This is a genomic window from Streptomyces sp. NPDC048361, from assembly GCF_040651795.1.
Taxonomy (GTDB): Bacteria; Actinomycetota; Actinomycetes; order Streptomycetales; family Streptomycetaceae; genus Streptomyces.
The window spans coordinates 72,337-85,834 of sequence record NZ_JBEZKW010000001.1; the positions used below are offsets into that span (position 1 = coordinate 72,337).

Sequence of the window (13,498 nt, forward strand, 5' to 3'; positions counted from 1 at the left end):
CCGGATGCCCCCGCCGAACCCCCGCGACGCGCCCCCGGGGTGGGATGCCGCGCCGAATCCCCGCGACGCGAACCCCGCCGGGCCCCCGGGGTGACATGCCGCGCCGAGGCCTCGCGACGCGGCCCCGGGGCCGGGCCCGTCTCAGATGCCGAGTTTCGCTTCGATCGCCCGCGTCGCCGCTTCCTTCTCGCCCTCGATCTCGACCCGCGCCGCGTCCTGGCGTCCGTACGCGAAGAGCATCAGCTCGCCCGGGTCGCCGGTGACCGTCACCACCGGGGTGCCCCGGTGCGCGACCGCCGTCTGTCCGTCCGGGCGGCGCAGCACGATGCCCACCGGGGCCTTGCGGCCCATCACCCGGGCCGCCTTCTCCAGACGGGCCCACAGCGCGTCCGAGAAGACCGGGTCGAGCACGCGGGGCGTCCAGTCGGGCTGGGCCCGGCGTACGTCCTCGGCGTGGACGTAGAACTCCACCGCGTTGGCACCCTCGTCGATCTGTTTGAGGCTGTACGGCGAGAACTTCGGCGGACCGGTGCGGATGAGCTGGATCAGTTCCTCGAAGGGCTTCCCGGCGAACTCCGCCTGCACCCGGTCGAGGCGGTTCTTGAGCGCGCCGATCAGGATCCCGCCCGCCGCGTCGAGGCGCCGTTCGCGCACCACGACATGGGCCGCGAGCTCGCGGGCCGTCCAGCCCTCGCACAGGGTCGGAGCCTCGGGGCCCGCCGCCTCCAACAGGTCGGCGAGCAGAAGCCGTTCACGCTTGGCATGGGTCGACATGTCCGCCAGCGTACGGCGGCGGGAGTCGTCCGGACAGTGGACGCACCGTCCGGACGCCCCGCGGGCCACGGCAGAATGGGAACATGACCAGCAATCTCGACCCCGCCATCGCCGCCCGCCTCAAGCGCGGCGCGGATGGTCTGGTCCCGGCCATCGCCCAGCAGTACGACACCGGTGAGGTGCTCATGCTCGGCTGGATGGACGACGAGGCCCTGCACCGCACCCTGACCACCGGCCGCTGCACCTACTGGTCGCGCAGCCGCCAGGAGTACTGGGTCAAGGGCGACACCTCCGGGCACGTCCAGCACGTGAAGTCGGTCGCCCTGGACTGCGACGCGGACACCGTCCTGGTCAAGGTCGACCAGGTGGGCGCGGCCTGTCACACCGGGGACCGCACCTGTTTCGACGCCGACGTACTCGACCTCGGGAAGTAGCCAGCAGTCATGGACCTCGACACCTTCCGCAAGCTCGCCGTCGACCGCCGCGTCATCCCCGTCCACCGCCGCCTCCTCGCGGACGGCGACACCCCGGTCGGCCTCTACCGCAAGCTCGCCGCAGAGCGTCCGGGCACCTTCCTGCTGGAGTCGGCGGAGAACGGGCGTACCTGGTCGCGGTACTCCTTCGTCGGCGTACGCTCCGCCGCCACCCTCACCGTGCGTGACGGCGAGGCCCACTGGATCGGAACGGCCCCCGTCGGTGTCCCCACTTCGGGTGATCCTCTGGCCGCCCTGAAGGCGACCGTCGAAGCGCTGCACACCCCGCGCGACCTGGTCGCCGGGATGCCGCCGTTCACCGGCGGCATGGTCGGCTACCTCGGCTACGACATCGTGCGCCGCCTGGAGAAGATCGGCGAGCACGGCGGCGACGACCTGAAGCTCCCCGAGCTGACCATGCTGCTCACCTCCGACCTCGCGGTGCTCGACCACTGGGACGGCTCGGTCCTGCTCATCGCCAACGCGATCAACCACAACCACCTGGACACCGGGGTGGACGAGGCGTACGCGGACGCCGTGGCCCGGCTCGACGCGATGGAGGCCGACCTCGCGAAGCCCACCGAGTACGCGCCGGTCGCGCTGCCCGCGTCCGAGCTGCCCGAGTACACCGCGCAGTGGGGCGGCGCCCAGTACCAGGGCGCCGTCGAGGACATCAAGGAGCGCATCCGGGCCGGCGAGGCCTTCCAGGTGGTGCCCTCGCAGCGCTTCGAAACCCCGTGCAGCGCAAGCGCGTTGGACGTGTACCGGGTGCTGCGGGCGACCAACCCGTCGCCGTACATGTACCTGTTCCGCTTCGAGGGCTTCGACGTCGTCGGATCGAGCCCCGAGGCGCTCGTCAAGGTCGAGGACGGCCGGGCGATGGTCCACCCGATCGCCGGGACCCGGCCGCGCGGCGCCACCCCGCAGCGCGACCAGGCGCTCGCCGACGAGCTGCTCGCCGACCCCAAGGAGCGCGCCGAGCACCTCATGCTCGTCGACCTCGGCCGCAACGACCTGGGCCGGGTCTGCGAACCCGGCTCGGTGGAGGTCGTGGACTTCATGTCGATCGAGCGGTACTCCCATGTGATGCACATCGTGTCGACCGTGACCGGCCGGGTCGCCGAGGGACGCACCGCGTTCGACGTCCTGACGGCCTGCTTCCCGGCCGGCACGCTCTCCGGGGCCCCCAAGCCGCGCGCGATGCAGATCATCGAGGAGCTGGAGCCCAGCCGCCGCGGACTCTACGGCGGGTGCGTCGGCTACCTCGACTTCGCCGGGGACTCCGACACCGCGATCGCGATCCGTACCGCCCTGCTGCGGGACGGTACGGCGTACGTGCAGGCCGGAGCCGGCGTGGTCGCCGACTCCGACCCGGTCGCGGAGGACGACGAGTGCCGCAACAAGGCGGCCGCCGTCCTGCGCGCGGTCAACACGGCCAACCGCCTCGGCGTCCGGGCTTGAGCCCAGGGCGCCGATTGGGCCGGTCGGGGCCGGTTCAGCCGGTGAACGCGGCGGTTCCGTTCGGGGTGCCGAGCCCCGAAGGACCGTCGTAGCCGCTGCCTCCCTTGCACAGGTAGGCCGGGGAGCAGCTGCCGTTGGAGCCGCTCGTCACATCGTTGAGCGAACCGGTGTGGGCGTACGGGAACGAGGCAGGCGTGGAGCCAGACGACGGGGTGCCCGCGAGCGCGTACACCGCGGCGATCAGCGGCGAGGAGGCGCTGGTGCCGCCGAACACCTCCCAGCCCGGGTCGCCGCCGTAGGTGTCGTACACCGCGACACCGGTGGCCGGGTCGGCGACCGCGGAGACGTCCGCGACGGTCCGCCTCAAGCAGCCGGTGTCCTTCTGCCAGCTCGGCTTCGCGTCGTAGGCAGAGCAGCCGGAACCGGCGCCGCTCCACACGCTCTCGCTCCAACCGCGGCTGTTGGAAGCCGTCTTGAGCGAGGTGCCGCCGACCGCGGTGACATAGCGGGAGGCCGCCGGGTACTCGGTGCCGTAGCCGCCGTCACCGGAGCTCACCGTGATGGCGACGCCCGGGTGGTTGAAGTACTGGCTGTCGTACGAGGAGTCGGCGGAGGACTCGCCGCCGCCGTAGCTGTTGGAGACGTACTTCGCGCCGAGCGAGACCGCCGTGTTCACGGCCGTGCCCAGGTTGGCCATCGAGGCGGACTTGGCCTCGACGAGCAGGATCTTGCAGTTGGGACAGGCCGCGCTGACCATGTCGAGGTCGAGGGATATCTCCTCGGCCCAGCCGGCGTTCGCGCTCGGCAGCGTCGACGTTCCCGTCTGGCCGACCTTCTTGAAGCAGCCGTTGGCGGTGGTGCACGCCGGAAGCCCGTACTGCGAACGGTACGTGGCGAGGTCGGCGGCGGCGTTGGGGTCGTCGTACGCGTCGACGATCGCCACCGTCCGGCCCGAACCGGCCGTCGAGGAGGGCAACTTGTACGCGGACTGGAGCGAGGACGGGCCGAGACCGGACGGCGCGGCTGCGGCCGTCAGATCGCGCTCGGTGTGCGCCGACGCGAGCGTACCGCCGGTCACCTTCAGGGCCTTGCAGGCCATGACGTCCTTGTGCGTGGGGGCCGCACAGGAGCGGACGGTGGTGACGTGCGCCGCGGTCGTCGCGACGGAGGGGCTGGTGGCCGCCTGGGCGAGGGGAGTTGCCAGGGCGAGCGCTGCCGCGGCCAGCGTGGCGGCCAGGGCGGTGGGGGAGAGGGTTCTGCGCAACTTACTGCCTCCGTGAGGTGGGTGTACCAGGAGTCGTGCGGGTGCGCTGTGCCGACCGTTCCGCGTGGTGCGCGGTACGACCGGCGGTGAACCTAGGCTGACTGGGGCATGCCAACAAGAAGCACGCCGGAATCTCTATCGCCGCTTTGCCTTCGAGGGCCGTTCGGGGACAGTTCCCGGGAGGTTCGGGGGAATCCGATGGCCGTTCGATGGCCGATCGCTTGCCCGCTCTTGGTTGCCCGGAGCACCCAGCCGCGCTTGCGTGCAGCCCCGCGCGGGCGGGGTGCGGGCCCCCGTCTGCGGCGTCGGCGGCCCCTCCCTGCCCCTCCCTGCCCCTCCTCGCGCTGCCCGCCCCCGCTCGCCCCGCGCGGCGCCCCCGGCCGGTGTGTGCGGCCCGTCAGGGGAGGCGGCATCGGCCCCCGGGTGCGGCGCCGGGTGGGACGCAGGCGATAGTGGAGTACGTGAGTGCCGCATCCGTACCCAAGACCCGTGCCGAAGCCGCCGCGCCGTCCGCCCGTGGCGGTGGCCTCCGCAGCCTGGCCGCCGCACTGCTCGGGGGCGCCGTCGGCGCCGCCGTCGTCCTCATGGCCTCCAGCCAGACCTGGACGCACGGCAACGCGTCCGTCGGCGGCGGCGCACTGCCCCTGGAGGCCACCGGCGGTGACGTCACCGGCGTGCCCTCCGCCCTCGCGATCGTGGGCCTCGCCGCACTCGTCGCGGTCTTCGCGGTGCGCGGCGCCGGCCGCATCCTGGTTTCCGTACTGCTGACGCTCAGCGGCGCGGGCGCCGCGGTGACCGCCTGGCTCGGAGCCGGCGACAGCGCCGCCCTCGACGAGAAGGCCGCCAAGGCCAGTGGCGACGCCGCTGCCACCGTGGGCGCCCTCACGCACACCGGCTGGCCCTATGTCGCCGTCGCGGGCGGCGCCCTGCTGCTGCTGGCCGGGCTGCTCGCCCTGCGCTTCGGCGCGGTCTGGCCCGCGATGGGCGGCCGCTACGAGCGTGACGGCGCCCCCCGTCCGCGTAAGGCGCGCACCGTTCCCGACCCCGAGCGGCCCGAGGAACTCTGGAAGGCGCTCGACCGCGGCGAGGACCCCACGCGCGAGAGCTGACCCCCGCACTCAGCCACCCTCGGCGGTGCGGGACAATGGCAGCGAGCGTCGGGTCCGACGACAGCGGCAGCGCCGACAACATCACGGAAACACCTACGAGGAGCAACCCCCATGGCGAAGAGCGGCCACGGCCACACCCCGGCAGCATGGACCGGTGTCATCATTGCCTTCATCGGATTCTGTGTGACCTGCGTCTTCATAGTGGCCGCCAACCCGGTGGGCTTCTGGGCCGGCATCGCACTCCTCGGCATCGCCGCGGTCGTGGGCGGGATCATGAAGATGGTGGGCCTCGGTACGCCGAAGGACACCCCGGAGATCCAGCGCATGCGCGAGGACGCCGCCGCCAAGGTCCGCGCCCGCCTCGAAGCGCAGGCCGGCTGAGCCGAGAGCCATCCTTGCGAGGCGCAGCCCCACCGGGCTGCGCCTTTCGACGTGAACGGGGACAATCACCGAGTGGACGCAGCCCAGTCGAACCCCGGCCCGTCGCCGACGAACCCCGCCCCGGCCGGGACGCACCCAGGTCCGGCCCCGGCGCACCCCGGCCCGGCTTCGATGCACCCCGGCCCCGCCCAGCCGCACCCGGCAGGTGCGTCGGGCACTCCCGCCCGCACGACGGCCAACCCCGCCCGCAGGCTCCTGGTGCCGCTCGGCACCCTCGCCGCGGTGGGCTCCGCCTTCGCGTACGTGGGCCTGGTCGACCCGAACCACCCCGGCCACTACCCGGTCTGCCCGCTGTTCGCCCTCACCGGCGTCTACTGCCCGGGCTGCGGCGGGCTGCGCAGCGCGCACGACTTCATCACCGGGCATCTCGCCGCGGCGCTCGGCGCCAACGCGCTCGCCGTCGCCGGCTATCTGGTCTTCGCCGTGTGCTGGGTCCTGTGGGCGGTGCGCTCGGCCCGCGGGCTGCCCCTGCGGATCTCGCTCAGCGACCGGCAGTGGTGGATCGTCGGATCCGTCGTGCTGATCTTCTCCGTGGTCCGGAATCTGCCGTTCGGCTCGGCGCTCGCGCCATGACCTTCGCGGAGAAACCGCAGGTCGCGTCCCACGTGCTGGGATGGGAGTCAACCGGATGTGATCCCTTGGCCCCGGTACGGATACCATCGACATGGCTGACCGTGACCGTTCCGTACGGTCATCCTCGTCCTGACCGACATCACCGTCCCGGAAGGGGGCCGCTCGCGTGAGTGTGCTCGACGAGATCATCGAAGGCGTCCGCGCCGACCTCGCAGAGCGGCAGGCGCGTGTCAGCCTCGACGAGCTGAAGGAGCGCGCCGAGAACGCGCCCCCGGCCCGTGACGGGGTAGCGGCCCTGCGCGGCGACGGCGTGACGGTCATCTGCGAGGTCAAGCGCTCCAGCCCTTCCAAGGGTGCGCTCGCCGCCATCGCGGACCCTGCCGCGCTCGCCGCCGACTACGAGGCGGGCGGCGCGTCCGTCATCTCCGTCCTCACCGAGGAGCGCCGCTTCGGCGGCTCGCTCGCCGATCTGGAAGCCGTGCGCGCCAAGGTCGACATCCCGATCCTGCGCAAGGACTTCATCGTCACGGCCTACCAGCTGTGGGAGGCCCGCGCCCACGGCGCCGACCTCGCGCTGCTCATCGTGGCCGCCCTCGACCAGCCGGCCCTCGTGTCGCTGATCGAGCGCGCCGAATCGATCGGCCTCACCCCGCTGGTCGAGGTGCACGACGAGGACGAGGTCGAGCGGGCGGTCGACGCCGGCGCCAAGATCATCGGTGTCAACGCGCGCAACCTGAAGGACCTCAAGGTCGACCGCACCACGTTCGAGCGGGTCGCCCCGGAGATCCCGAACCACATCGTGAAGATCGCCGAGTCCGGCGTCCGCGGCCCGCACGACCTCATCGCGTACGCCAACGCCGGCGCCGACGCCGTGCTCGTGGGCGAGTCCCTGGTCACCGGCAAGGACCCCCGCGCGGCCGTCGCCGACCTCGTCGCCGCCGGCGCCCACCCCGCGCTGCGCCACGGCCGGAGCTGACCTCCATGTCCATCGCCGTCCGCCTCGCCCCCGGCTGCCGCCCCCGCGGCTGCCGCGCTCCGGCGCGCCGGGTGCACGGACGGCGCGTGCGGTACGTGATCGGCTCGGAGCCCGGCCAGGTCAACGGCATGCGATGGCGCGGCGGCCCGAGCGCCGCCTGAGCAGCGCCCCGCACGGGGCGTACCGAACCGCGCGACCGGCCACGACGGCCGGTGATCGCGCGTTCACCTCCTCACCTGCGGCGCCTGGGCGCATTCCGCCAACCAGCCAACCCAGGACCCGGGGCCGCGACGCCCCAGCGAGGTATCCGCATGTCCCACGAGCACGAGTTCTTCGTACCCGACCCGGACGGTCAAGTCCCCAGCGCCAAGGGCTACTTCGGCGCGTACGGCGGCAAGTTCATCCCCGAGGCGCTGGTCGCCGCGGTCGACGAGGTGGCCGTCGAGTACGAGAAGGCCAAGCACGACCCCGCCTTCGCGGCCGAGCTCAACGAGCTGATGGTCAACTACACCGGCCGCCCGAGCGCGCTGACCGAGGTGCCCCGGTTCGCCGAACACGCGGGCGGCGCCCGGGTGTTCCTCAAGCGCGAGGACCTCAACCACACCGGCTCGCACAAGATCAACAACGTCCTTGGCCAGGCGCTGCTCACCAAGCGCATGGGCAAGACCCGCGTCATCGCCGAGACCGGCGCCGGCCAGCACGGCGTCGCCACCGCGACCGCCTGCGCCCTGTTCGGCCTCGAATGCACCATCTACATGGGCGAGATCGACACCCGGCGCCAGGCGCTCAACGTCGCCCGCATGCGGATGCTCGGCGCCGAGGTCATCCCGGTCGCCTCCGGCAGCCGCACCCTCAAGGACGCCATCAACGAGGCGTTCCGCGACTGGGTCGCCAACGTCGACCGCACCCACTACCTCTTCGGCACGGTCGCGGGACCGCACCCCTTCCCCGCGATGGTCCGCGACTTCCACCGCGTGATCGGCGTCGAGGCCCGCCGCCAGATCCTGGAGCGCGCCGGCCGCCTTCCCGACGCGGCGGTCGCCTGCGTCGGCGGCGGCTCCAACGCCATCGGACTCTTCCACGCCTTCATCCCCGACGCCTCCGTACGCCTCATCGGCTGCGAGCCCGCCGGCCACGGCGTGGAGACCGGCGAGCACGCGGCGACCCTGACCGTGGGCGAGCCCGGCATCCTGCACGGCTCGCGCAGTTACGTCCTCCAGGACGAGGAGGGCCAGATCACCGAGCCCTACTCGATCTCGGCGGGCCTGGACTACCCGGGCATCGGCCCCGAGCACTCCTACCTCAAGGACATCGGGCGCGGCGAGTACCGCGCGGTCACCGACGACGCGGCGATGCAGGCCCTGCGGCTCCTTTCGCGCACCGAGGGCATCATCCCGGCGATCGAGTCGGCACACGCGCTCGCGGGCGCGCTCGACGTGGGCAAGGAACTCGGCAAGGACGGACTGATCGTGATCAACCTGTCCGGCCGGGGCGACAAGGACATGGACACGGCCGCACGCTACTTCGGCCTGTACGGCACCGACGCCGAGGTGGCCGCCGACGCCGCGGGCCTCGCCGAGATCGAGGGAGACGCCAAGTGAGCGGCAACGTGACCCTGCTGGACGCCACCCTGGCCACGGCGAAGGCTGAGGACCGGGCGGCCCTCATCGCCTACCTGCCGGCCGGCTTCCCGACCGTCGACGGCGCCATCGACGCGGTCAAGGCCGTCTTCGAGGGCGGCGCCGACATCGTCGAGGTGGGTCTGCCGCACAGCGACCCGGTCCTCGACGGCCCCGTCATCCAGACCGCCGACGACATCGCCCTCAAGGGCGGGGTGAAGATCGCCGACGTGCTGCGCACCGTCCGCGAGGCCCATGCCGCCACCGGCAAGCCGGTCCTGGTCATGACGTACTGGAACCCCGTCGACCGCTACGGCGTGGAGCGCTTCACCGCCGAGCTCGCCGAAGCCGGCGGCGCGGGCTGCATCCTGCCCGACCTGCCGGTCGAGGAGTCCGGCGTATGGCGCGAGCACGCCGAGAAGCACGGCCTCGGCACGGTCTTCGTCGTCGCCCCCAGCAGCAGGGACGAGCGCCTCGCCACGATCACGGCGGCCGGCTCCGGCTTCGTGTACGCGGCCTCCCTGATGGGCGTCACGGGCACCCGGGAGTCGGTCGGCGCCTCGGCCGAGAACCTGGTGGGCCGTACCCGCGCCACCACGAAGCTCCCGGTCTGTGTCGGCCTCGGCGTCTCCAACGCCGTCCAGGCCAAGGAGGTCGCGGCCTTCGCCGACGGCGTGATCGTGGGCTCCGCCTTCGTCAAGCGCATGCTCGACGCCCCCGACCACGCCGCGGGTCTCGTCGCCGTACGGGAACTGGCGGCCGAGCTCGCCGAAGGCGTTCGCCGGGCGCGGTAGAGCGCTCATCGCACAGCTCACCCGTACGGGTGGAAGTGGGACCGGGGGGGCACGAGCGTGCCTCCCCGGTTCGTTGCTGCGGGTGTGAGTGACAAGAACCCCGAAGCGAAAAGGGCCGCGCGCGACCGGCTCATCAAGGAACGCGAGCAGCAGAAGGCGGGCGAGCGGCGCCGCCGGCAGCTGATCGTGGCGGGCGCCGTGGTGGGCGTGCTCGCCCTGGCCGCGGTGGTCGGCGTGATCGCCGCCAACGCGGGCGGCGGTGACAGCGCCAAGGACAGCAGCACCAGCGGGCCGGCGGTCGCGCCCACCGGAGCCGACGGCAAGGACAAGCTCGCCATCCCCGTCGGCGCGGCCGACGCGCCGTCCACCCTCACGGTGTGGGAGGACTTCCGCTGCCCGGCCTGCGCCGCGTTCGAGAACGGCTTCAGGGCCACCATCCACGAGCTGGAGAAGAGCGGCCAGATCCGCGTCGAGTACCACCTGGCCACGCTCATCGACGACAAGACCCGCGGCGGCGGCTCGCTCCACGCGGCCAACGCGGCGGGCTGCGCGCAGGACGCGGGGAAGTTCACCGCGTACCACGACGTCCTCTACACCAACCAGCCCGACGAGACGGACGACGCGTACGCCGACAACAACAAGCTCCTCGACCTGGCCAAGAAGGTCCCGGGCCTGACCACCCCCGCCTTCACCTCCTGCGTCGAGAACGGCACGCACAACAGCTGGGTCGTGAAGTCCAACGAGGCGTTCCAGGCGGGCAAGTTCAACGGCACACCCACGGTGCAGCTCAACGGCGTGTCCGTCTTCCCGATGAAGGGCAGCGAGCAGATCACCCCGGCCAACCTGAAGAAGTGGGTCGCCCAGGCCAACAAGGGCAAGCCCGCAGGCAAGGCCACGGCTCCCGCGTCCTGAACCTCGGGGTCTCCCGTTACTCATAAGTTGCCGGGCGGGTTGCCGCAGTGCCCGCCCGGCACGGTAGCGTCGACCCTGCCATGAACCTTGCCTTCATCCCCAGCCCGTCGACCGGGGTGCTCCACCTCGGGCCGATCCCGCTGCGCGGCTACGCCTTCTGCATCATCATCGGTGTCTTCGTCGCCGTCTGGTACGGCAACAAGAGGTGGATCGCCCGCGGCGGCCGCTCCGGCACCGTCGCCGACATCGCCGTGTGGGCGGTGCCCTTCGGTCTCGTGGGCGGACGGCTCTACCACGTCATCACCGACTACCAGCTGTACTTCAGCGACGGTGAGGACTGGGTCAACGCCTTCAAGATCTGGGAGGGCGGCCTCGGCATCTGGGGCGCGGTCGCGCTCGGCGCGGTCGGCGCCTGGATCGGCTGCCGCCGCCGGGGCATCCCGCTGCCGGCCTGGGCCGACGCCCTCGCCCCCGGCCTCGCCTTCGCGCAGGCCATCGGGCGCTGGGGCAACTGGTTCAACCAGGAGCTGTACGGCCGCCCGACCGACGTGCCCTGGGCGCTGAAGATCAGCGAGGGCCCGAACCGGATCGCCGGCACCTACCACCCGACGTTCCTGTACGAGTCCCTGTGGTGCCTCGGCGCCGGCTTCCTGATCATCTGGGCCGACCGCCGCTTCAAGCTGGGCCACGGCCGGGCGTTCGCGCTGTACGTCGCCACGTACTGCGTGGGCCGGTTCTGGATCGAGTACATGAGGGTCGACGAGGCCCACCACATCCTTGGTCTCCGCCTCAACGACTGGACGGCCGGCGGGGTCTTCCTGCTCGCGGTCGCCTACATCGTGATCTCGACGAAGCTGCGGCCGGGCCGCGAGGAGATCGTGGAGCCGGGCGCGCAGGACGAGGACGAGCCGGTGTCCCTGGACAAGTCCTCCGGCGAGGCCGAGCCCGAGCCCTCGGACGGATCCGCCGAGCCGAAGAAGGCCGCCGAGGCGAAGAACGCCGCCGAGCCGACCGACCGCCCGAAGGCGGAGTCGGTGGCCGTGGAGCCGGAGCCGGAGAAGGCCTGACCGGACAGGCGCCGGGGGCGCGTCAGCCCCTCCGGCGTTCGAGGAGCGGGGGCTCGGGGTCAGGGCCCCCGCGATACAGGGCACCAGAACCACCCCGGCCGGCCCCGAAGAACAGCCCACCGCCGGACGGCTATCCGTCGATCTCCGACCGGTACGGCATCGACGTAGCCGCGCCCGGCCGCTGGACGGAGAGCGCGGCCGCCGTCGACGCCCAGGTGAGCGCCTCGGTCATCGGGCGTCCCTCGGCCAGAGCCACCGCGAGGGCGCCCACGAAGGTGTCGCCCGCACCGGTCGTGTCCACGGCGGTGACCGGCGGGGCGAGCACCGCCACCGGCTCGGGCTGGGACCGGGACGCGTACAGACATCCCCGAGCGCCGAGTGTGATCACAACTTCGGGCACCTGCGCGAGGAGTGCCCGAGCGGCCCGCTCGGGATCGCCCGAGATGCCGGTCAGTGTCGCCGCCTCGTGCTGGTTGGGCACCAACAGGTCGGTGACGGCGAGGAGTTCGGCCGGCAGAGGCTGTGCGGGGGCCGGGGTGAGGATCGTACGGACGCCATTGCGCCGGGCCGTTTCGGCGCCTTCGAGGACCGCGCTCATCGGCAGCTCCAGCTGGAGCAGGAGTGACTGGGCCTCGGCGATCAGCGCACGGTCGGCGTGGCTGAGCGAGGTGAGCGAGCCGTTGGCGCCGGGGATGACGACGATCGCGTTGCCGCCGTCGCCGTCCACCACGATGTGCGCGGTGCCCGAGGGGCCCTCGGTGGTGCGCAGCAGGTCGATGTCGATGCCCGCGTGTTCCAGCGTGCCGCGCAGCCGGCCGCCGAACTCGTCCGTGCCGACCGCGCCGATCATCGCGACCTCCGCGCCGGCCCGGGCGGCGGCGACCGCCTGGTTGGCGCCCTTCCCGCCGGGAACGGTGCGGAACTCGTGTCCCGTGACGGTCTCGCCGCTGCGGGGCGCGGTCGTGACGTAGGCGACGAGGTCCATGTTGGTGCTGCCGAGCACGGTGATCCGGGTCATGCCGGGATTGTCTCCCGAGGGCGGCCGGTTCGGTGACCGCGCACCTCCCGGCGCGTTCGGCGCAGACCGCCCGAAAACGACCTCGTAACGGGCCCCGACCACCCCCGCAGCCAGGCCTTCCTTACTGAGCGCAGCCTTACTGAGTAAGGCCTTGCTTGCTGGCGCGGCCCTTACGTCGAGCGTAGTTTCGACGGTGTTGAGGGGGCGCGGGACGAGCTGGTGCCCGCTGCTGAGTACAAGGGGATAGCCGTGTCCATCATCGTTACCGACGCCACGCTGCACGAGGCGCACCGCGACAACCACACCCACCGCGATGTCAACGGTGGCTGGCTGCGCCCGGCCGTGTTCGGCGCGATGGACGGTCTCGTCTCCAACCTGGCCCTGATGACGGGTGTCGCCGGCGGGGCCGTCTCGCACCAGACCATCGTCATCACGGGACTCGCGGGCCTCGCGGCCGGCGCCTTCTCGATGGCGGCCGGCGAATACACCTCGGTGGCCTCCCAGCGTGAGCTCGTCGAGGCCGAACTCGACATCGAGCGGCGGGAGTTGCGCAAGCACCCGGCCGACGAGGAGCGCGAGCTCGCCGAGCTGTACATGTCGCGCGGCGTCGAGCCGGACCTCGCCCGCGAGGTGGCACGGCAGCTGTCGCAGGACCCCGAGCAGGCGCTGGAGATCCACGCCCGCGAAGAGCTGGGCATCGACCCCTCCGACCTGCCCTCGCCCACCGTGGCCGCGGTGTCCTCGTTCGCCTCCTTCGCGCTCGGCGCGCTGCTGCCGCTGCTGCCCTACCTGCTCGGCGCGAGCGCGCTGTGGCCGGCGGTGCTGCTCGCCCTGTTCGGCCTCTTCGGGTGCGGCGCGGTGGTCGCGAAGGTGACGGCCCGCTCGTGGTGGTTCAGCGGCACGCGCCAGCTGGTCCTCGGCGGTGTCGCGGCCGCCCTGACCTTCGGGCTCGGCCACCTCTTCGGCGCGGCCATCGGCTGACGCCGCCGAACCCGCCGGGACCTCGCACGGGGCGGA

Annotated in this window: 15 protein-coding genes; 12 read left to right on the forward strand and 3 right to left on the reverse strand. The window is 72.3% G+C overall.

Features of this window, described 5'->3' with window-relative positions; all coding sequences use genetic code 11:
- Nucleotides 1-141 precede the first annotated feature (141 nt).
- Entirely contained in the window at nt 142-774 is a 633-nt protein-coding gene (locus tag AB0D31_RS00335) for a TIGR03085 family metal-binding protein (protein WP_362714814.1), read from the reverse strand.
- Nucleotides 775-857: 83 nt separating this feature from the next.
- Here AB0D31_RS00335 and hisI point away from each other — a divergent pair, with 83 nt between their 5' ends.
- Nucleotides 858-1,208: a phosphoribosyl-AMP cyclohydrolase gene (gene hisI / locus AB0D31_RS00340; RefSeq protein WP_100574534.1), complete on the forward strand. Its 351-nt coding sequence runs from the start codon at nt 858-860 to the stop codon at nt 1,206-1,208.
- A 9-nt stretch (nt 1,209-1,217) separates the two neighbouring features.
- Nucleotides 1,218-2,708: an anthranilate synthase component I gene (locus AB0D31_RS00345; protein ID WP_362714816.1), complete on the forward strand. Its 1,491-nt coding sequence runs from the start codon at nt 1,218-1,220 to the stop codon at nt 2,706-2,708.
- Nucleotides 2,709-2,742: 34 nt separating this feature from the next.
- Here AB0D31_RS00345 and AB0D31_RS00350 read toward each other — a convergent pair whose 3' ends face one another.
- The gene (locus AB0D31_RS00350; RefSeq protein WP_362715227.1) at nt 2,743-3,912 is read right to left on the reverse strand and encodes a S53 family peptidase; all 1,170 of its coding nucleotides are present in this window, start codon (nt 3,910-3,912) and stop codon (nt 2,743-2,745) included.
- A gap of 512 nt (nt 3,913-4,424) precedes the next feature.
- Here AB0D31_RS00350 and AB0D31_RS00355 point away from each other — a divergent pair.
- The 9 genes from AB0D31_RS00355 to lgt all read left to right on the forward strand — a co-directional run bounded on the left by AB0D31_RS00355 (nt 4,425) and on the right by lgt (nt 11,463).
- Complete coding sequence (locus AB0D31_RS00355) at nt 4,425-5,081, forward strand: TIGR02234 family membrane protein (protein WP_362714819.1); 657 nt, start codon at nt 4,425-4,427, stop codon at nt 5,079-5,081.
- Between the two features lie 111 nt (nt 5,082-5,192).
- A complete protein-coding gene (locus AB0D31_RS00360) occupies nt 5,193-5,462 on the forward strand; it encodes an HGxxPAAW family protein (protein ID WP_362714822.1) in 270 nt (89 codons plus the stop codon).
- A gap of 72 nt (nt 5,463-5,534) precedes the next feature.
- The gene (locus tag AB0D31_RS00365) at nt 5,535-6,095 is read left to right on the forward strand and encodes a DUF2752 domain-containing protein (protein WP_362714826.1); all 561 of its coding nucleotides are present in this window, start codon (nt 5,535-5,537) and stop codon (nt 6,093-6,095) included.
- Between the two features lie 166 nt (nt 6,096-6,261).
- Complete coding sequence (gene trpC, locus AB0D31_RS00370; RefSeq protein ID WP_362714829.1) at nt 6,262-7,071, forward strand: indole-3-glycerol phosphate synthase TrpC; 810 nt, start codon at nt 6,262-6,264, stop codon at nt 7,069-7,071.
- A gap of 5 nt (nt 7,072-7,076) precedes the next feature.
- Complete coding sequence (locus AB0D31_RS00375) at nt 7,077-7,232, forward strand: hypothetical protein (protein ID WP_362714832.1); 156 nt, start codon at nt 7,077-7,079, stop codon at nt 7,230-7,232.
- A 150-nt stretch (nt 7,233-7,382) separates the two neighbouring features.
- Complete coding sequence (gene trpB, locus AB0D31_RS00380; RefSeq protein ID WP_362714834.1) at nt 7,383-8,672, forward strand: tryptophan synthase subunit beta; 1,290 nt, start codon at nt 7,383-7,385, stop codon at nt 8,670-8,672.
- The gene (trpA, locus tag AB0D31_RS00385) at nt 8,669-9,484 is read left to right on the forward strand and encodes a tryptophan synthase subunit alpha (protein WP_362714837.1); all 816 of its coding nucleotides are present in this window, start codon (nt 8,669-8,671) and stop codon (nt 9,482-9,484) included. The genes trpB and trpA overlap by 4 nt, the downstream gene beginning before the upstream one ends.
- An 84-nt stretch (nt 9,485-9,568) precedes the next feature.
- Entirely contained in the window at nt 9,569-10,396 is an 828-nt protein-coding gene (locus AB0D31_RS00390; RefSeq protein WP_362714840.1) for a thioredoxin domain-containing protein, read from the forward strand.
- A gap of 80 nt (nt 10,397-10,476) precedes the next feature.
- Nucleotides 10,477-11,463: a prolipoprotein diacylglyceryl transferase gene (lgt, locus tag AB0D31_RS00395; RefSeq protein WP_362714843.1), complete on the forward strand. Its 987-nt coding sequence runs from the start codon at nt 10,477-10,479 to the stop codon at nt 11,461-11,463.
- A 130-nt stretch (nt 11,464-11,593) separates the two neighbouring features.
- On the opposite strand, the gene rbsK is transcribed toward lgt, so the two are convergent.
- Nucleotides 11,594-12,481, reverse strand: a complete 888-nt coding sequence (rbsK, locus tag AB0D31_RS00400) for a ribokinase (protein WP_362714845.1) — start codon at nt 12,479-12,481, stop codon at nt 11,594-11,596.
- A 249-nt stretch (nt 12,482-12,730) separates the two neighbouring features.
- Here rbsK and AB0D31_RS00405 point away from each other — a divergent pair, with 249 nt between their 5' ends.
- Nucleotides 12,731-13,462, forward strand: coding sequence for a VIT1/CCC1 transporter family protein (locus AB0D31_RS00405; protein ID WP_362714848.1), 732 nt, complete (start codon nt 12,731-12,733; stop codon nt 13,460-13,462).
- Nucleotides 13,463-13,498 lie beyond the last annotated feature (36 nt).